The organism is Rhodanobacter lindaniclasticus, assembly GCF_004799035.1.
Classification (GTDB): Bacteria; Pseudomonadota; Gammaproteobacteria; order Xanthomonadales; family Rhodanobacteraceae; genus Rhodanobacter; species Rhodanobacter lindaniclasticus.
The window spans coordinates 37380-57518 of the sequence record NZ_MWIO01000020.1 but is presented as its reverse complement, the minus strand read 5'-3'; the positions used below and the strand labels follow the sequence as shown (position 1 = coordinate 57518).

The following is a 20139-nucleotide window of genomic DNA, read 5'->3' as shown; positions in this document are numbered from 1 at the left end:
TGCGCCACGCGGGCACGCCAGGTTGTATGGTCGGTTTTTCGCCGCCGAGGACTCACGATGCTCCGCTTGACGCTGCCGTCCGCCCTGCTCCTGCTTGCCTGCATGCCGGCTGCCGCCGCGACGGATTTTCCGGCGGTACCGCGCGAACAACCGTCGCTGCACGCGCTGGCCGACGCCCCGAGCCAGGTCGAACTGCGCATGACGATCACCCGCCTGGTCGGCTTCGGCACCCGCCACACGCTGTCCGACACCAAGTCCGACACCCGCGGCATCGGCGCCGCCCGACGCTGGGTGAAGTCGCGCTTCGAGGCGATCGCCAAGGACTGCGGCGGCTGCATCGAAGTCGTCACGCCCTCGCAGATGTTCAGCGGCAAGCGCGCACCCAGGCCCACCGAGGTGATGGACGTGGTGGCGATCAAGCGCGGCAGCACTGACCCGGAGCGCGTCATCGTGATCACCGGCCACCTGGACTCGCGCGTCAGCGACGTGATGAACACCACCAGCGATGCCCCCGGCGCCAACGACGACGCCTCCGGCGTGGCGGCGCTGATCGAGGCCGCGCGGCTGCTGTCGAAGTACGACAACCGCGCCACCCTGGTGTTCGCCGCGCTGTCCGGCGAGGAGCAGGGCCTGTACGGCGGCAAGGTGCTGGCCGACTACGCGGTGGCGCACGGCTGGAAGGTGGAGGCCGAGCTCAACAACGACATCGTCGGCAACAGCCACGGCCAGAACGGCGTGATCGACAACACCACCGTGCGCGTGTTCTCCGAAGGCACCAAGACCAACGAAAGCCAGGCCCAGGCGGACTACCGCCGCTACCACGGCGGCGAGGTCGATTCGCCCTCGCGCAACCTGGCGCGCTACATCGACCGCCTCGCCGGGCAGTACCTGCCCGACCTCGACGTGCGCATGATCTACCGCACCGACCGCTTCGGCCGCGGCGGCGACCAGGTGCCGTTCCTGCAGGCCGGCTATCCGGCCGTGCGGGTCAGCGAGGCGCACGAGAACTACACCCGCCAGCACCAGGACCTGCGCAAGGAAGGCGGCATCGACTACGGCGACACCATCGACGGCATCGACTTCCGCTACCTGGCGCGGGTCACCGCGCTCAACGCGATCACCATGGCCAGCCTGAGCCGCGCACCGGCGCCGCCGACGCAGGTCGAGACCAAGGGCGCGCTGGCCACCGACACCACGGTGAGCTGGCGCAAGGTGCCCGGCGCCGCCGGCTACCGCGTGCACTGGCGCGACACTACCGCGCCGCAATGGCAGTACGCGCGCGCGGTCGGCGATGTTGACCAGGCGGTGCTGACCGACGTGGTGATCGACGACTGGTTCTTCGGCGTGTCGGCGGTCTCGGCCGACGGCTACGAAAGCCCGGTGGTGTTCCCCGGCTTCGCGGGCAGCTTCGAGCGCTCGCCCGCGCCGATGGCGGAGTCGTCCGCCAAGTGACGGGCTTGGCGCTGCGCCCGCGCGACGCACGCTAAACTCCCGGCGATGGCCACGCCTCCGCGCAAACGCAAACCCCGCAAGCCCGGCGCACCCGCGCCGGCCGTGCGGCCGCGATCACGACCGGCCGCGACGACGAAAACCGTCGCCAAGCCCGCCGTTGCGCGTCCCGCGGACAGCTCCACCCGCGCCACCCGCGTGCTCGACTGGTTGCTGCAGAAGTTGCCGGCACGCCACCGCGAGAAAGCCCGCGACTACCTGGTGCTGACCCGCATGGACCGGCCGATCGGCGCGCTGCTGCTGCTGTGGCCGACCTGGTGGGCGCTGTGGCTGGCCGCCGGCGATTTCCCGCCGTGGAAGCCGCTGATCATCTTCACCCTCGGCGTGTTCGCGATGCGCGCGGCCGGCTGCGCGATCAACGACTACGCCGACCGCAAGCTCGACCCGCAGGTGGCGCGTACCGCCGGGCGACCGATCGCCGCCGGGCGGGTGACGCCCAACGAGGCTCTGCTGGTGTTCGCCGCGTTGCTGGCGGTCGCCTTCGTGCTGGTGCTGTTCACCAATGCGCTGACGATCAAGCTGGCCTTCGCCGGCGCCGCGCTGGCGGCGATCTATCCGTTCACCAAGCGCTGGACCTACCTGCCGCAGGTGGTGCTGGGCGCGGCGTTCGGCTGGTCGATCCCGATGGCGTTCGCCGCGGTGACGCACACCGTGCCGCCGCTGGGCTGGCTGTTGTTCCTCGGCAACATCCTGTGGTCGGTGATCTACGACACCGAGTACGCCATGGTCGACCGCGACGACGACCTCAAGGTCGGCGTGAAATCCACCGCGATCCTGTTCGGCGACGCCGATCTGCCGATCCTCGGCATGCTGATGGGCACCCTGCTGCTGGCCCTGCTGTTCGTCGGCCAGCGCGCCGGCCTGGGCTGGCCGTACTGGCTGGGCCTGCTCGTTGCCGCCGGTCTGTTCGCCTATCAGCTGTGGCTGATCCGCAGGCGCGAGCGCGACGCCTGCCTGGCTGCCTTCCGCCACAACAACTGGCTGGGCCTGACGCTGTGGATCGGCATCGTGTTGGCGCTGGCAGTGAAATAGCGCCAGCCGCCACGCGCTCCCGGCGCACGCCAGCGCCCATCCATCCACGCGCGCCGCGGGCGCTGCAACAGCTCATGCCACCACGGCAGGGCCGGTGCGCGGGTTCGCACCAGCACCTGCCTGCAGCCACGCCGACGAGCGGCCTCGACGGCCACCAGAGTCTCGTTCTTGCCAGCCGGGCTTTTTTGCGCTAGCTTTTGTGTTAGCGCTAACATTCTCGGAAGCCACTGCGCATGGGCTTGGTCGTCGGACTCGACGTGGGCAGCCAGAGCGTCAAGCTCGTTGCCTACGATTTTGCAACGCATCGTGTCGTTGCCACGCACAGCCATCCGCTCGAGATGATCGTGGGTGGTGACGGCAGCTGCGAGCAGATGCCCGAGTGGTGGATCGACGCGATCCGCGTCTGTCTTGCGAAGCTGACGGCGATGCAGCGCGCTCAGGTGGTTGCCCTGGGCGTGTCGGGGCAGCAGCATGGCTTGGTGCCGCTGGATGTTTCCGGCCGCGTGCTGGCTCCGGCGAAACTGTGGTGCGACACCAGCACGCAGCGCGAGTGCGACGACATCATGGCTTCGGCGGGTGGCGCGGCACGCTGCATCGAACTGGCCGGCAATCCCGTCCTGGCCGGCTACACGGCGTCGAAGCTGCCGTGGACGCGCCGGCATCGGCCCGAGGTGTACCGGCAACTGGCCATCATCGCGCTGCCCCACGACTACGTGAATTTCTGGCTGACCGGCGAGCGCTGGATGGAACACGGCGATGCCTCCGGCACGGGCTGGCTGGACGTGCGCACGCGACGCTGGTCGGCCCCCATGCTGGCCGCAACCGACGGCGAGCGCGACCTCGCCGCCTGCCTGCCGCCGCTGGTCGAGGCCGATGCGAGTTTCCGCATCTCCCCGGCAGCCGCCGACGAACTCGGGCTGCCGCGGACACTACGCGTGTCAGCCGGCGGCGGCGACAACATGATGGCGGCGATCGGTACCGGCAACGTGGTCCCCGGCGTGCTGAGCATGAGCCTGGGCACCTCCGGCACGCTGTTCGCGCACGCCGACCGTCCGGTAGTCGACGACGCCGGTCGGTGGGCCGCGTTCTGCTCCTCGACCGGCGGTTGGCTGCCGCTGATCTGCACCATGAACTGCACCGTGGCCACGGACAACGTGGCGCGTGCTTTCGGTTTCGACCGCCGCGACGGCGACGCGGTGATGGCCGGCACCACGCCGGGCGCGGATGGACTGGTGCTGCTGCCGTTCTTCCACGGCGAGCGCACGCCCAACCTGCCGCACGCACGCGCCAGCCTGCATGGCATGGACGCGGCCAACCTCACCCGCGGCAACCTCTACCGTGCCGCCATGGAAGGTGCCAGCTACACGCTGCGCCGCGGCTACGACTTCCTGCTGGCCGCCGGGCTGCACTTCGACGCGATCCGCCTTACCGGCGGGGGCAGCCACAGCCCCGCCTGGCGACAGATGATCGCCGACATCTTCGAACTGCCGGTGGACGTGCCCGCGCAGACCGAAGGCGCGGCATTCGGCGCCGCCCTGCAGGCGCTGTGGGCGCTGGACCATGCCGATGGCGGGCGCGCCGCCATCGCCGCCGTCACGGACGAGCACGTCCGCCTGGCGCCCGAACTTTCCACCCGACCCGACGTGGATGCCGCCACGGCCTATCGACGGCACTACGACCGCTTCCTGCATCAGCTGGAAGCCATCGCGGCCGACACCCCGGACGCTGCCACGCCCGGATCCCCTCACGCATCGACAACGAGGCATCCCATCCCATGAGCACGCCCTTCATCGGCAAACGCGAATACTTCCCCGGCATCGGTCGCATTCCCTACGAAGGCCGCGAGTCGGACAACCCGCTGTCGTTCAAGCACTATGACGCCGGCAAGAAGCTCGGCGACAAGACCATGGCCGAGCACCTGCGCTTCGCGGTGTGCTACTGGCATACCTTCTGCAACACCGGCAACGATCCGTTCGGACCCGGCACCCGCGATTACCTCTGGAACCGGTCCGCGGACACGCCGCTGGCGCGCGCCGAAGACAAGCTCGACGCCGCGTTCGAATTCTTCACCAAGCTGGGCGTGCCGTACTACTGCTTCCATGACAACGACATCGCACCGGATGCCGAGGACGTCGTCGCCTACGAGAAGAACCTCAAGCACATGGTGGCCCTGGCCGGGGAGCGCCAGCAGGCCACCGGCCTCAAGCTGCTGTGGGGCACCGCCAACCTGTTCACCCACCCGCGCTACATGAACGGCGCGGCGACCAATCCCGATTTCGCCGTGGTGGCGCGCGCCGCGGTGCAGGTCAAGGCCGCCTTGGAGGCCACCGTCGAGCTGGGGGGTGCCAACTACGTGTTCTGGGGCGGCCGCGAGGGCTACGCCACGCTGCACAACACCGACACCCGGCGCGAGCTCGAACATTTCGCACGCTTCCTCGCCACCGCGCGCGACTACGGCCGCAGCATCGGCTTCAAGGGCAATTTCCTGATCGAACCCAAGCCGATGGAGCCGATGAAACACCAGTACGACTTCGACGCCTCGACCGTGGTCGGCTTCCTCAAGCAGCACGGCCTGGACAGGGATTTCAAGCTCAACGTCGAGGCCAACCACGCCACGCTCGCCGGGCACACCTTCGAGCACGACCTGCAGATGGCCTCCGACCACGGCCTGCTGGGCAGCATCGACGGCAACCGCGGCAACCCGCAGAACGGCTGGGACACCGACCAGTTCCCCAGCGACCTGTACGACACCGTGGGCGCGATGATGGTGGTGCTGCGCCAGGGCGGACTGGCGCCGGGCGGCGTGAACTTCGACGCCAAGCTGCGTCGCGAGTCCACCGACGGCGAAGACCTGTTCCTCGCCCACATCGGCGGCATGGACAGCTTTGCGCGAGGCCTGGAAGTGGCCTATGCGCTGCAGACGCAGTCACCGTGGGAACGCTGGCGCGCCGAACGTTACGCCAGTTTCGATGAAGGCCCGGGACGCGATTTTGCGCAGGGCAAGACGGATCTGGCCGCGCTGCGCGACCTGGCCGCCGGCCATGGCGAGCCGATCCAGACCAGCGGCAAGCAGGAACGCTACGAGAACCTCATCAATCAGTACCTGGCGCGCTGACACCGGCGCATCGCCAGTCGCACCGGTCGTGGCGGGGAGGGCCGCGCACCGGCCGGGGCCGGCATCGACGCAGGAGGGGAACCGGAAATGGCAGCGAACACATCCAGTGTGCAAAGTCTTGCGCGTGAACCCGCCGCTCCCGCGCCACGGGAGGAGAACCTGCGGCTGGTCGTGCGGATCAGTTGCGTGGCCACCCTTGGCGGCTTCCTGTTCGGCTTCGACAGCGGCGTCATCAATGGCAGCATCGACGGCCTGAAGGCGGCCTTCGGCACCGGGGCGGCCGCCACCGGCTTCGAAGTCGGCTCGATGCTGCTCGGCTGCGTGGTCGGCGCGTTCTTCGCCGGGCGCGTGGCCGATCGCTGGGGACGCCGCTCGGTATTGCTGGTCACCGCGGTGCTGTTCCTGCTGTCGGCGCTGGGTGCCGGTGCGTCGGCCACCGCCTGGTGGTTCATCGCCGCGCGCGTGACCGGCGGCTTCGCCGTGGGCGCCGCCAGCATCATCGCCCCGGCCTACATTGCCGAGGTGGCGCCGGCGCGCTATCGCGGGCGGCTGGCCACGATGCAGCAGATCGCCATCATCGGCGGCCTGTTCTGCGCCTTTCTCAGCAATTACCTGCTGGCCCAGGCAGCCGGCGCATCCACCGGCACGCTGTGGCTGCAGCAGGCGGCCTGGCGCTGGATGTTCTGGGTGCAGGCCTTGCCCTCGGCGCTGTTCCTGGGCTCGCTGCTGTTCATTCCCGAAAGTCCGCGTTTCCTGGCGCTGAAGCGGCGCGACGCCGAGGCGCTGACCATCCTGGGCCGGCTCTACGGCGAATCCACGGCGCGCGAGAAGCTCCAGGAGATCGACGCATCACTGGCGCACGACCGGCATCGTCCGCGCCTGTCGGATCTGATCGACAGGGCCAAAGGCCGCGTGCGCCCGATCGTGTGGGTGGGCGTCGGCCTGGCCGCGTTCCAGCAGTTGGTCGGCATCAACGTGGTGTTCTATTACGGCGCGGTGCTGTGGCAGGCGGTGGGCTTCTCCGAAAGCGACGCGCTGCTGATCAACGTGCTGTCCGGTGCGCTGAGCATCGGTGCCTGCCTGGTCGCCATCGCGCTGATCGACCGCGTCGGCCGCAAGCCGCTGCTGTGGGTCGGCTCCGTGGGCATGACCATCGCCCTGGCGCTGGTCGCCGTGGCCTTCACCCACGCCACCCTCGACGCCGGCGGACAACTGGCGCTGCCGCGCGCATGGGGCACGCTGGCGCTGGTCGTCGCCAACGTCTACGTGGTGTTCTTCAACGCGTCGTGGGGGCCGGCGATGTGGGTGATGCTCGGCGAGATGTTCCCCAACCAGATCCGCGGTTCGGCTCTGGCCGTGGCCGGCGCCGTGCAGTGGATGTCGAACTTCGTCATCACGGTGAGTTTCCCGGTGCTGCTGGTCGGCATCGGTCTGGCCGGCACCTACGGCCTGTACGCGGCCGCTGCCGCACTCTCGGTGATCTTCGTGGTGTTCTGCGTGCGCGAGACGCGCGGCAAGGAGCTGGAGCAGATGGAAGGTTAGGAGCCCGGGTGGCGGGAACGCCGGTGACGGCACCTCCATCCGGCCAGCTCTTGCGCGCATTCCCGTCAGTGGCCACGGCTGTTTGCCCGACATGATCGACAAACCTGACCCAAAACGGCTTTGCCCCGCTGCCCGGGTTTCCACCGCCGGGGCCCGCGAACCCGTGCGCAGCCGCCCCGCTGGTCGGCGTGGTTCCTCAGGTACCCGATTTGCGCGCGAGCACCGGCGGAGGTGCCACCGAATCACGCACCACCAGCTGATGCGCCATCACATGGTCGACCACCACGCGGTGGTCTTCGGGTTTGCGACGGATCGCGCGCAGCAGGATGTCGATCGCCGCGTCGGCCATGTTGCCGATCGGCTGGCGCACGGTGGTGAGCTCGGGCCAGATGGTGGTCGCCGCCGAGGTGTCGTCGAAGCCCACAATGGACAGATCCCGGGGCACCTGCAGGCCGCGTCGATGCGCCACCGAAACCGCGGCGACGGCCATGTCGTCGTTGCTGGCGAAGATCGCGGTGGGCGGCTTGCGCAGCGACAGCAGCTTCTCCGTCGCGTCCAGCCCCGAGCGGTAGGTGAAATAGCCTTGCTGTACCAGCTGCGCATCCGGCGCAATGCCCGCTTCCTTGAGTGCAGCCTTGTAGCCCTCGAAGCGACGCTGGCTGGCCATCTGGTTGGGGTGGCCCTTGACGCAGGCGATGCGTGTGTGGCCGGCCTTGATCAGGTACTCGGTGATTTCCTTGCCGGCCAGGAAATCGTCGATGCGCACGCTGGAGATATCGGGATTGAAACTGCCCGAAGCGATCGCGACCATCGGCACGCCCGCACGACCCAGCTCCCCGATGACCACCTTCGATTCGCACAGGGGCGGCGGCAGGATGACGCCCCCCACGCTCCCGCCCAGGGTACGTGCGGCCTTGCGTTCAGCGGCGGCATCGAAGCCCTCCCAGTCATCGATGATCAGCTGGAACGTGGTACGCGCCGTCACGTGCAACACGCCCAGCAGGAGCTCGCGCAAATAGGCGGAGCTGGGATTGGTGTAGATGAGCGCGATTCGCGCATCCTGCGCGGCGGCAAGGGAACTGGCCGCCCGGTTCGGCACGTAGCCCAGTTTGCCCACCGCCTGCATCACGCGTTCGCGTGTCGACTCGCGCACCTTGCTCTGGCCGTTGACGACACGCGACACCGTCATCGGCGATACCTGGGCAAGCGCGGCCACCTCGTCGATGGTGACGGCCATTCCCCTGCGGCGGACCGATTTCCTGACTGTCTTGTTCAATGCCGTTTTTCCTTCTGCGGACTCGTGGCCCGGAAGCCGCGACGCGATGACCCCAAGCACCGGCAACCCTTCCGATGGTAAGTCGAACATGGCGACATTTCGACATGGCTGCATGTTAGCGGTAACAGTCCGCGCCGGCGACCACGGCCGTCGCCGCGGGGCGACATCGCGCGCGGGAAACGTACTCCGGAAGCACGTCCGGCGCCCGTTCGCCGCAGGCCTGCTGGCGCTGGCCGCCTGCCTGTGCGCGGGGCATGCCCGCGCCGAAGACGGCTACGAGCTGTGGCTGCGTTACCACCCGCTCCCTGCCGCGGCGGCCGCTGCCTACCGCAACCAGGCCGGGCAACTGATCGTGGGCAAGGCGACGTCGACCCAGGCCGCGACCCGCAGTGAATTGCTGCGCGGCCTGGGCGGCCTGCTGGGCACGCCACCGCCGCTGTCCGCCGAGGTAACCCGCGACGGCGCCATCGTCGCCGGCACGCCGTCATCGTCGGCGCTGATCGCGAGCCTGCACCTGGACACCCGGGATCTGGGCAGCGAGGGCTACCTGGTCAGGAGCATGCGCGTGAACGGCCACGCCGCCACGGTGATTGCCGGCAACACCGACATCGGCGTCCTGTACGGCGCGTTCCGATTCCTGCGTCTGCTGCAGATCGGGCGTCCCGCCGGAACGCTCGACCTGCGCGACACGCCGCGCATGCAGCTGCGCGTGCTCGATCACTGGGACGATCTCGACCGCCACGTCGAGCGCGGCTACGCCGGCCAGTCCCTCTGGAACTGGTGGACGCTGCCGGATGATCTGGATCCGCGCTACACCGACTATGCCCGCGCCAACGCCTCGATCGGCATCAACGGCAGCGTGCTCAACAACGTCAATGCCGACCCGCTGATCCTGACGCACCGGTATCTGCTGAAGGTGGCGGCACTGGCCGGCGTATTTCGCGCCTGGGGCATCCGCGCCTACCTCAGCGTGCCGTTCGACGCACCTGTCAGGCTGGGCGGATTGAAAACCGCCGATCCGCTCGACCCCGCGGTGCGCGGCTGGTGGCGCGACAAGGCGGACGAGATCTACCGGCTCATCCCGGATTTCGGCGGCTTCCTGGTCAAGGCCCATTCGGAAGGCCAGTCCGGCCCGCAGGACTACGGTCGCACTCACGCCGATGGCGCCAACATGCTCGCCGCCGCACTCGCGCCACACGGCGGCGTGGTGATGTGGCGCGCCTTCGTCTACGCGAACCGCCCCGGCGAGGATCGGGTCAAGCAGGCCTGGGACGAGTTCAAGCCGCTGGATGGCAAGTTCGCCGCCAACGTGCTGCTGCAGGTGAAGAACGGCCCGCTCGATTTCCAGCCGCGCGAGCCCTTCAACCCGCTGTTCGGCGCGATGCCGAAGACGCCGCTGATGATGGAGCTGCAGATCACCAAGGAGTACCTGGGCTTCGCCACGAACCTGGTCTATCTGGGGCCGCTGTTCAAGGAGGCGCTCGCGGCCGACACCATGGCGCACGGCAAGGGATCGACCGTGGCCAGGGTGATCGAGGGACGAAGGGACGGCCATGCGCCGAGCGGCATCGCCGGCGTCGCCAACACCGGCAGCGAGCGTGACTGGTGCGGCTCGGACTTCAACCAGGCCAACTGGTACGCCTTCGGCCGTCTGGCGTGGGATCCGCAACAGTCCGCGCGCGCGATCGCGGACGACTGGGTGCGCATGACCTTCTCGAACGACCCGGGCTTCGTCGGTCCGGTGGTGGACATGATGATGGCCTCGCGCGAGGCGGCGGTCGACTACATGACGCCGCTGGGCCTGGCCCACCAGATGGGGGCCGGCAGCCACTATGGGCCGGCGCCGTGGGACCACAGCCTGCCGCGTGCGGACTGGAACCCGACGTACTACAACCGCGCCGACGCGCGCGGCATCGGCTTCGATCGTACCGCCACCGGCAGCGACGCGGTGGCGCAGTACGCGCCGCCGCTGGCGCGCTGTCTTGCCGACCTCGCCTGCGTGCCGGACGCGTATCTGCTCTGGTTCCACCACGTGCCCTGGACGTACCGCATGCGCTCCGGCGCCACGCTGTGGCAGGCCCTGGTGGAGCACTACACGCGAGGCCTCGATGCGGTGCAGACGATGCGTGCGAGCTGGCGCGGCCTGCAGGGCCACGTCGATGCCGAACGCCAGCTCAAGGCCGCCGCATTCCTGGCCATCCAGCAGCGCGAGGCGCAATGGTGGCGCGACGCCAGCATCGCCTACTGGCAGAGCCTCAACAGCCTGCCGCTGCCGCCCGGCTACGCGCCGCCGGCGCATCCGCTGCGGTACTACGAATCGCTGACGTTTCCCGACGCCCCGGGCCAGAGCCGATAGAGGATGAAATCCGCCATGCCTGTCCATCGTTCGCGTGCGTTATTTGCCGTGCTGGCCACGGTGATGTCACTGGCCACCGCATCCGTGGCCCGGGCCAGCGACAACAGCGTGCCGTTGCTGAGCGCGTTGTTCCAGGATCACGCGGTCTTGCAGCGTGACCGCCCGATCCCGGTCTGGGGCCACGCCGCAGCGGGCCAGACGGTAACCGTCTCGCTCGGCGGCGGCCAGGCGCGGACGCAGGCCGACGCCCGGGGCCGCTGGCAGGCGAGGTTGCCGGCGCTGCACGCCGGTGGCCCGTACACGCTGACGGCGAAGACGGCCGACGGCTCGATCCAGACCGTGCACGACGTGCTGGTTGGCGACGTCTGGCTGTGTTCGGGGCAGTCGAACATGGAGCTGCCGGTGAAGCGCACGCTCAACTGGCCCGCCGAAGTCTCCGGCGCGAACGACGACGCCATCCGCATGCTCATCGTGGGCAAGCAGGCAAGCGTCACGCCGCGCGCGGACTTCGGCACGCCGGTGGCCTGGCAGAAGCCCACGCCCGAGGCGACCGCGGAGTTCTCGGCTACGTGCTACTACTTCGCGCGCGAGCTCAGGAAGCGGATCGACGTACCGATGGGGCTGATCGACGACGCCTGGGGTGGCGCGCAGATCCAGGCCTGGATGAGCGCCGCGGCGCTGCGCACGGCAGGTGGTTACGACATCGCGCTCGACCTGCTGGACCAGTACGCGCACGATCCGGTGGCGGCAAACGCGGGCTGGGGCCGGCAGTGGGAAACCTGGTGGCGCAAACGCCCGCAGGCAAGGCCGGGCGACGAGCCGTGGCGCCCGCAGCTTGCCACCGCCGCCGACTGGCATCAGGCCCCGCCCGGCCTCGGCGCCTGGAGCACATCGAATGTGCCGGCGCTGACCGGCTTCACCGGCATGGTCTGGTTCCGCAGCACGGTGACGCTCAGCGCCGCGCAGGCGGCGCGCGGCGCGACGCTGGCCATGGGCCTGGTCGATGAAGTCGACGAGACCTGGGTCAACGGCCGCGCCGTGGGCAGCGCCTACCTGGATGCGGCGCGCGAGTACCGCCTGCCGCCGGGTCTGCTGCACGCGGGCGTCAACACGATCGTGGTCAACGTGCTCAACACCTATGGCGACGGCGGCATGCTCGGGCCGGCGTCCGCCCGCGCGTTGCATTTCGACGACGGCAGTTCGGCGCCGCTGGACGGCCCCTGGATGTATCGCGTCGTGGCGAATCCCCTCGGCCAGCCGCCGCTCGCGCCGTGGCTGTCGGCGGCCGGCCTCACCACGCTGCACAACGGCATGGTCGCACCGCTGGGCAACTACGCCGTGCGCGGCACGATCTGGTACCAAGGCGCCTCCAACACCGGCGATGCCGGCGCCTACGCCGGGTTGTTGCGCGCCTACCGCCGGCAGATGCGGGCGCAGTTCGGGAACGACATGCCGCTGCTGATCGTGCAGTTGGCCAACTACGGGCCGGCGCCCACGCAGCCGGCCGAAAGCGGCTGGGCGCAGTTGCGCGAGGCGCAGCGCCAGGTGGCTGCCGACGACGCGCGCAGCGCGCTGGCGGTGACCATCGATATCGGCAACGCCTACGACATTCATCCGGCCAACAAGCAGGAGCTTGGCCGCCGTCTGGCGCGCGTGGCGCGGCAGGTGGTCTACGGCGAGCACGTACCGTCGCCATCGGGGCCGGTACCGCTGTCGGTGCGGCACGCAGGCGACGCGGTGGTGGTTCGCTTCGGTCAGCTCGAAAATGGGCTGGTGGCGCACGGCGCCGATGACGCGATCGGCTTCGAGTTGTGTGGTGCCGATGCCGGGTCGTGCCGCTACGCGCGGGCGACGATCCATGGCGACACGGTGATCTTGCACGCGCCCGACGCAGCATCGGCCACGCGCGTGCGCTATGGCTGGGCCGACAATCCCGTGGTCACCCTGTTCGACGGCAACGGCCTGCCGGCCGGACCGTTCCAGTTGCCGATCCCCTCGCCGGGAGCCAGCCATGAATGAGCATCGCGCAAGCTCCGGTCTATTCGTGCGGGGACGGCGCACGCGTGTCCGGCTCGGCCTGCTGGTGGCGGCCCTCGTGCTGCAGGCGCTGCCCGCGCAGGCGCAACAGCCGGTGCGGTACGACTGGTTCTCCTACACCGGCCACGACGCGGGCTTCGCGCAACCTCTGCCGCCCGACGGCTACCGCAACCCGGTGCTGGCGGGCTTTCACCCGGACCCGTCGGTCGTGCGCGTCGGCGACCGCTTCTACCTGGTCAACTCCAGCTTCGCCTATTTCCCCGGCATCCCGGTGTTCGAAAGCCGCGACCTGGTGCACTGGAAGCAGATCGGCAACGCCATCGACCGGCCTTCGCAACTGCACTACGACGGGCTGGGTGTGTCGCGCGGCGTGTTCGCGCCGGACATCGCCTGGCACGACGGGGTGTTCTACGTGCTCAACACCTTCGTCGACGGCGGCGAGAACTTCCTGGTCACGGCCAGCAACCCGGCCGGACCGTGGTCCGACCCGGCCTGGCTGCCCGGCGTCGACGGCATCGATCCGTCGCTGTTCTTCGACCACGACGGCACGGCCTACCTGCTCTACAGCGGCGAGCCGCCAGGAGGTTCGCGCTACAACGGCGATCGCGCGATCTGGATGCAGCATTTCGACACCGCGACGATGAAGCCGACCGGCCCGCGCCGGATCGTGCTGCACGGTCCGGTCGAGGGCATCGATCACCCGATATGGTACGAGGGCCCGCACGTGTACCGGCGCGACGGCTGGTACTACCTGTCCTGCGCCGAAGGCGGCACCAGCGTGCAGCATTCGCAGATCGTGCTGCGCAGCCGCTCGCCGTGGGGGCCGTATCGACCGAACCCGCACAACCCGATCCTGACCCAGCGCGACCTGCCCGCCGGACGCGCCGCGCCGATCATCAATGCCGGGCACGCCAGCCTGGTCGAAGCCCCAGATGGCAGCTGGTGGTCGATCTTCCTGGCCAGCCGCGCCTATGACGAGGTGCGCTTCAACACCGGCCGCGAGACCTTCCTGTTGCCGGTGCGCTGGACGGACGGCTGGCCGTCCATTCTTCCGCATGGCGAGGTGATCCCGCGAGTCGCGACCGGACCCGCCTTCATGCCGCGCAGCACCCCGCAGGCGCCGCTCAGCGGCAACTTCACCTGGCGCGACGATTTCAGCGAGACGACGCCGGGCCGCGCGTGGATGTACCTGCGCACGCCCACGCGTCCCTGGGTCGACCTGAAAACGACGCCCGGCTGGCTGGCGATCCAGCCGCTGCCCGAGGGCCTGGACTCGCTGCACAACCCCTCGTTCCTGGCACGTCGCCAGCAGCATCTCTCGTTCGACGCCAGCACCGCGCTCCGGCCGCCGGCGCAAGCTGGCGTCGACGCCGGCATCGCCGTCTTCCAGGGCAGCACGCACTGGTACTTCCTCGGCGTGCGCCGCGTCGGCGAGGCGTGGGAGGTGTTCCTGGAAAAGGACGGCGGCAAGCAGCCGCAGGTGATCGCGCGCGCCCGCGTCGCCCCGCGCGGCGAACTGAAGCTGCAGGTTTCCGGCGACCGCGGCCGCTACGCATTCGCCTACGACGCGGACGGCAAGGGCTGGCGCTGGCTGCAGCGCGGCGACGACGCCACCATTCTCAGCACCGACGTTGCCGGCGGCTTCGTCGGCGTGGTGCTGGGGCCGTATGCGCGGGTGGCGAAACCCGCCGGCAACCACTGATCAAGCGAGGAAAGCGACATGCAAACCATCCAACGCGCGTCCGGACCGGTGACCGTCTGCGCCACGATCGCCATGCTGCTGGCCGCCGCCTGCCCCGGCCATGCCACCGACGCCACGCGAGCTGCGGATGCGACACCCGCCTGGCGCGATACGTCGCTCGACTTCGACCGGCGTGCCGCCGACCTGGTATCGCGCATGACGCTGGAGGAAAAGATCGCCCAGATGCAGAACGCCGCGACGGCGATCCCGCGCCTGGGGGTACCCGCCTATGACTGGTGGAACGAGGCGCTGCATGGCGTAGCGCGCGCCGGCACGGCCACGGTGTTCCCGCAGGCGATCGGCCTGGCGGCAACCTTCGACGTGCCGCTGATGCACCGGGTGGCCACCGCGATCAGCGACGAGGCGCGTGCCAAGCACGATGCGTTCGTGCGCGAGGGCAAGCGCGAGCGCTACCAGGGCCTGACCTTCTGGTCGCCGAACATCAACATCTTCCGCGATCCGCGCTGGGGCCGTGGCCAGGAAACCTATGGCGAGGATCCCTACCTCACCGCGCGCATGGGGGTGGCCTTCGTCGACGGTCTGCAGGGCGACGACCCGACGTATCGCAAGCTCGATGCCACGGCCAAGCACTTCGCGGTCCACAGCGGGCCGGAATCGGAGCGCCACCACTTCGACGCGCGGCCGTCCGAGCGCGACCTGTACGAAACCTACCTGCCGGCGTTCCAGGCGCTGGTGCAGGAGGCCCACGTCGATGCCGTCATGAGCGCCTACAACCGCGTGGACGGCGCCCCCGCCACCGGCAGCAAGCGCTTGCTCGGCGACATCCTGCGCTCGGGCTGGGGGTTCAAGGGTTACGTCGTGTCCGACTGCGGCGCGGTGGCGGACATCTTCCAGCACCACAAGCTCGTCGGTACCGCCGAGCAGGCCGCTGCCCTGGCCGTCTCTGGCGGCGTCGACCTCAACTGCGGTACGACCTACGCCAGCCTGGCCAAGGCGGTGCACGACGGCCTGGTCGATGCATCGGTCATCGACACGGCCGTGCAGCGGCTGATGCTGGCCCGGTTCCGCCTGGGCATGTTCGACCCGTCGGCGAAGCTGCCGTGGTCGCACCTGCCGGAGCTGTCCGCGCAACTGCCCGCGCATGGCGCACTGGCGCGCACGGCGGCGCGCGAATCCATGGTGCTGCTGAAGAACGACGGCCTGCTGCCCCTTCCCCGGACGCTGAAGCGCGTTGCGGTGGTCGGCCCCACGGCCGACAGCGTGGCCGCCCTGCTCGGCAATTACCACGGCACGCCGCTGGGCCCGGTGACCGTGCTGGCCGGCATCCGCGAGGCCCTGCCCCGCGCACGGGTGGAATACGTGCAGGGCGCGGACCTGGTCGAGGGCGTGAAGCAGCCCATCGACTCAGGACAGTTCGAGGCGGCGCTGGACGCGGCGCACCGGGCCGAGGTGGTGATCTTCGTCGGCGGCTTGACCGCCGACATCGAGGGCGAGGAAATGCCGGTCCACGCCCCGGGCTTCGATGGCGGCGACCGCACCAGCCTGCGCCTGCCGGCGCCCCAGCTGAAACTGCTGAAGGCCCTGCAGGCCACCGGCAAGCCGGTGGTGCTGGTGCTGACCACCGGCTCGGCGCTGGCCGTCAACTGGGCGGCCCAGAAGTTGCCGGCGATCCTGCTGGCCTGGTATCCGGGGCAGGCGGGCGGTCATGCGGTTGCCGACGTGCTGTTCGGCGATGCCGACCCCGCGGGCCGCTTGCCGGTGACCTTCTACACCGGCGTGCAGCAATTGCCGCCGTTCGACGATTACGCGATGAAGGGCCGTACCTATCGCTACTTCGACGGCCATCCGCTTTTCCCGTTCGGCTACGGCCTGTCGTACACGCATTTCGACTACGCCGACCTGCACCTGGATCGCACCGCGCTGGATGCCGGCGAGTCCATGCGGATCACGCTGACGGTGAAGAACACCGGCCAGCGCGCCGGCGATGAAGTCGTGCAGTTGTACCTGCGCGCGCTGGACGCGCCGCATGCACATGCGATCAAGTCCCTGCGCGGCGTCCGACGCATCTCCCTCAATCCCGGCGAACAACGCGTCGTATCCTTTGACATCACGCCGCAAGCCGACCTCAGGTATTACGACGCCGCGCAGCATGCGTATGCGGTCGACCCGGGCCGCTACCAGGTGCAGGTGGGCGCCTCCAGCGCCGACATCCGCGTGGCCGGGGATTTCAGTGTGCGGCGTTGAGTGAGGCGCCGGCGTCCGTCTCTTTGGCGATCGCCGCTGCGGCCTGGGCGGCGAGAATCCAGTCGGTGGCCGCGCCGATGGTCGTCTCGTGCTCGAACCAAAGCATGCCGAAGTCGTCGACGGATTCGGGAAAATCCGGCTTGACCACGATGTAGCCGGGAACCATCCCGCCGGGGATGTAGCCCTGGTCGCCACGATTGTTCGAGTACGTATGCAGCGTCGAGACGGTGCCGACGCCGGCAATCCAGGAAGTGCCGGAAACCGGGTGCGTGCCCAGCAGGTAGTTGACGGCACGCAGGGTGGGCTCCGGGCTGACCACGTCGGGGAAGGCGTGGTGCAGGAAATACATGGCGACGCCAAAGCGCGCCACCTGCGCGGCATTGCCCCAGCCGCCCGCGGACGGCGGCACGCCGAACGGAGTACTGGCCATCCGCTTGTGCATCTCCGGCAGCCAGGCCTCCAGCGCTTTCCTGAAGCGGGCGGCCTCGGCCGGGGCGAGGTAGGGAAGCGCCCGCACCGCGGTCCATCCCCGGTCCGTCATGTCCTGCACGACGGACGGGAACAACGCCTCGACACGCTGCCGGTACGGCTCGGCGCCTCGCGTGGCGATCATCAGTTCCAGCGCCGCCGCCCACTGGTACGACGGGCTCGGTTGATCGAACCGCCCCGCCACCTCGGGTCCGGGGTGCGCCTGCTCGCGTTGCCAGAGCGCGATGGCGGACTGCAGACACTCCTGCGCAAGCCCGTCATTCCAACCCTTCAACGCGGCCGAGGCGGCGGCCAGCGAGGCGATGGCGGAGTAGTCCATCGACGCGTTGTAGTTGGTCCACGCCCAGCGATCGTCCGGCGCACCGGCATGGCTTCCATCCACTCCGCTGCCATCGGCCCGCGAATCGTGGATGCGCCCGTCCGTCTGCGAGGCGGCATCCCCGATGAACGTGTACTGCGCCAGGGTGGAGGCGTGGATGCCCATGATGGGATGGCCGAACGCACGGATCTGCGCCATCGTCTGCAGCACGCCATGCTCGACCTGCTGGACGACATCGGGGATGCCGTCGGGCTGGTGCATCACCACGCTGCGCGCCTGCTCGTCGACCGTGAGTTCATCCCATGTCGGCCGGAACGTGCTCCAGCTCAGGGCCAGGTTGCGGATGGTCTGCAACTGGTCGAACACGTCGTTGTCGAAATCCCCGGCGTCGAACCAGCCACCGACATCCAGGCCCGGGACGTGCTCGCCGGGCTCGAACGGGGAGTAGGTCTGCGCGCCCATCCAGTAGCCGTCGAACGAACGCACCTCGGGCGGCGCTTGGCGCGCATCGTCCCCGTGCGCGACGCCATGCCAGACACGGTAGGCGTCACGCACGGCGACGTGATCCATCTGCACCGCCATGAATCCGTCCAGGCTGGTTTGCCAGGTGTGGTCGTAGACGTCGTCGGCAATGCGGAACGGCGCCGTTTGCTGGTCGGCGTATTCGATCTTGTACAGGCCCGGCTGGCGCGTCGAGGAAAAATCGAAGGTCGCGTACGCGTAGCGCAACCACGGTTGCGGCGTGGAGACCTGCGCCTGGTAGACCTTCTCGAACGTGCCCTCGGCGGACAGCCGCAGCAGCGATGCCGTCTTCGGGGCATCGCCGGCCGGGTCCAGTTCGATCACCGCCACCTTGGGGAATCGCGGCGCATAACCCACCTGGCTGTGCGCGATCACCGGCGCCCGGGTCCAGCCCGGCACGGAGGCCAGCTGGACATGCCACACGATCGCGTCCGTGGTCTTTCCCGGCGGCACCAGCGAACGCGCCACGAACCAGCCGTTCTGGGCCTGGTTGCGCCCGTCGTAGAGCCGCACCTCCGCGTCCTCGGAGCTTATGCTGACGCGATGCAACCGGTCCTCGGGTACCAGCGTCACGCGGTGTCCCGCGGCGAAGGCACGCGGAACCATGTGCTGCCGGGTCGCGCGCCACTGTTCGACATACCACGGCAAGGGAGGCGCTCCGCGCGCCGGCGGATCGGCGACCATCCGCCCCTGCGGATCACGCGGCAACATGCCCCGGACGACCCCGTCGACCTCGTAGGCCTGGTCCGCGTAGATGGACGGGAGAAACTCCAGGTTGTAGCCGACCCGGCCCACCGCCGCCTCCGGCAGCGGTTGGTCGAGATCCAGGCTGACACGGAATCCGCCTGGCTCCGGCGTGACGTTGATGTGGTAGTCGAGGTGATACGCGGGATACGACAGCTGCGCGACGAGCCGACCGTGGGCACGGTCGGTCCACCGTCGCACCAGATGCGGAATGCGACTCCATTGTTCCGGCGTGGGCGAGAAACGCAGGCTGCCGTTGGTCGCGATGCGGCGACCGTGCAGGATGATCTGCAGGGCTGCGTTCTTCTGGTCGAAGAAGATCGGGCTGTAGCTGTCGGCGTAGAGCATGACGCTCGCCCCGTTGCCCCGGAGATATCCCGTATCGGTCAGCGCCAGACCCGGCGCCTCGCCGGAAGCCCACGCGTTCGCCAACGAGGCGACCGCAAGCACCAGTGACAGGCAGCCCAGCCACCCCCTGCGCGACACCAACCCGCCTCGATGCGAACGACCATGCATGTTTGCCATCCGGACCTCGCCCGTGCGCGCTTACGCCACGTCGATGAAGGTGTTGATCGACAGCCGCCCGTCGAGCGGATCGGCTGGCGGAACATGCCGGTCGTCGACGCAGGCCGAGTGCAGCGAATTGCGCCGATACACGATCATGCGGTTGAACACGGCCTCCACCCTGGCGATCTGCTCGAACAGCGCCGTGCTGCCGTTGATGTAGCCGGGAGCGGGCACATCGCTGCCATGGCTTTCGGCTTCGAGCCGGCGGAAGTAGGCCTCCCGTCGCGACTTGTCGACATACGCGAAGCCGGTCTGGCGGTGCCGATAGAACGCGGTGCCACCCCAGTCGCCGTGGAACAGGTAGTGCACGGTCGCCAGTCCGTTGCCGTCGTCCGAATCGATGTGCGGCACCCGTTGCAGGAAGCGCAATTCCGCCGGCGGCGTGGCGACCAGGGAGTAATGGCACATCGAGAACCGGAAACGGCCGGGCCGGATCCCGAAGTGCTCCGGCAACAACGGGTTCAGTACTGATTCGAGCAAAGGCCCGTACATGGCCGGAGCGCCGGTACGCGCCCCCGGAAAGTGCTCGCCCATGGGACCGAAGGCCCGGCGCACGGCCCGGCGTACCAGCCGCTCGGGATCGGCGACAAGCTGGTCGATGACCAGCAACGGCGCCCCCTCGTCGCCGATGCTGCGCTTCTCGATGCGGATGTCGTGATGGCGTTCGATCAGCATGGCGCGAGCC

At 69.1% G+C, this 20139-nt stretch carries 12 protein-coding genes; 9 read left to right on the top strand and 3 right to left on the bottom strand.

Annotated elements, in window-relative coordinates; all coding sequences use genetic code 11:
* The first annotated feature begins 57 nt into the window (after positions 1 to 57).
* The 5 genes from B1991_RS07245 to B1991_RS07225 all read left to right on the top strand — a co-directional run bounded on the left by B1991_RS07245 (position 58) and on the right by B1991_RS07225 (position 7198).
* Entirely contained in the window at positions 58 to 1452 is a 1395-nt protein-coding gene (locus tag B1991_RS07245; RefSeq protein WP_136258052.1) for a M28 family metallopeptidase, read from the top strand.
* A gap of 195 nt (positions 1453 to 1647) precedes the next feature.
* Positions 1648 to 2541: a 4-hydroxybenzoate octaprenyltransferase gene (gene ubiA / locus B1991_RS07240; RefSeq protein ID WP_136258103.1), complete on the top strand. Its 894-nt coding sequence runs from the start codon at positions 1648 to 1650 to the stop codon at positions 2539 to 2541.
* Between the two features lie 233 nt (positions 2542 to 2774).
* Positions 2775 to 4319 carry a xylulokinase gene (gene xylB / locus B1991_RS07235; protein WP_136258051.1) on the top strand — a complete coding sequence of 515 codons (1545 nt, stop codon included), beginning with the start codon at positions 2775 to 2777 and terminating at the stop codon, positions 4317 to 4319.
* Positions 4316 to 5656: a xylose isomerase gene (gene xylA, locus B1991_RS07230; protein WP_136258050.1), complete on the top strand. Its 1341-nt coding sequence runs from the start codon at positions 4316 to 4318 to the stop codon at positions 5654 to 5656. The genes xylB and xylA overlap by 4 nt, the downstream gene beginning before the upstream one ends.
* A gap of 87 nt (positions 5657 to 5743) precedes the next feature.
* Positions 5744 to 7198, top strand: a complete 1455-nt coding sequence (locus B1991_RS07225) for a sugar porter family MFS transporter (RefSeq protein WP_136258049.1) — start codon at positions 5744 to 5746, stop codon at positions 7196 to 7198.
* Positions 7199 to 7394: 196 nt separating this feature from the next.
* Here the strand turns inward: B1991_RS07225 and B1991_RS07220 are convergent, their stop codons facing one another.
* Positions 7395 to 8435, bottom strand: a complete 1041-nt coding sequence (locus B1991_RS07220) for a LacI family DNA-binding transcriptional regulator (protein WP_136258048.1) — start codon at positions 8433 to 8435, stop codon at positions 7395 to 7397.
* 151 nt (positions 8436 to 8586) lie between these two features.
* Between B1991_RS07220 and B1991_RS07215 the strand changes: the two genes are divergently transcribed.
* The 4 genes from B1991_RS07215 to B1991_RS07200 are packed head-to-tail and all read left to right on the top strand — an operon-like array spanning position 8587 to position 16813.
* Complete coding sequence (locus tag B1991_RS07215; RefSeq protein ID WP_136258047.1) at positions 8587 to 10830, top strand: alpha-glucuronidase family glycosyl hydrolase; 2244 nt, start codon at positions 8587 to 8589, stop codon at positions 10828 to 10830.
* A 15-nt stretch (positions 10831 to 10845) separates the two neighbouring features.
* On the top strand, positions 10846 to 12849 hold the full coding sequence (locus tag B1991_RS07210) for a sialate O-acetylesterase (RefSeq protein WP_425466658.1): 2004 nt from the start codon (positions 10846 to 10848) through the stop codon (positions 12847 to 12849).
* The gene (locus B1991_RS07205; protein ID WP_136258046.1) at positions 12842 to 14569 is read left to right on the top strand and encodes a glycoside hydrolase family 43 protein; all 1728 of its coding nucleotides are present in this window, start codon (positions 12842 to 12844) and stop codon (positions 14567 to 14569) included. Before B1991_RS07210 ends, B1991_RS07205 begins: the two co-directional genes overlap by 8 nt.
* Before the next feature lie 18 nt (positions 14570 to 14587).
* A complete protein-coding gene (locus tag B1991_RS07200; RefSeq protein ID WP_425466657.1) occupies positions 14588 to 16813 on the top strand; it encodes a glycoside hydrolase family 3 C-terminal domain-containing protein in 2226 nt (741 codons plus the stop codon).
* Here the strand turns inward: B1991_RS07200 and B1991_RS07195 are convergent.
* On the bottom strand, positions 16797 to 19373 hold the full coding sequence (locus B1991_RS07195) for a glycoside hydrolase family 9 protein (protein WP_210772100.1): 2577 nt from the start codon (positions 19371 to 19373) through the stop codon (positions 16797 to 16799). The two genes, B1991_RS07200 and B1991_RS07195, sit on opposite strands and share 17 nt — an antisense overlap.
* A gap of 60 nt (positions 19374 to 19433) precedes the next feature.
* Positions 19434 to 20129 carry a DUF6445 family protein gene (locus tag B1991_RS07190; protein WP_136258044.1) on the bottom strand — a complete coding sequence of 232 codons (696 nt, stop codon included), beginning with the start codon at positions 20127 to 20129 and terminating at the stop codon, positions 19434 to 19436.
* Positions 20130 to 20139: the final 10 nt, after the last annotated feature.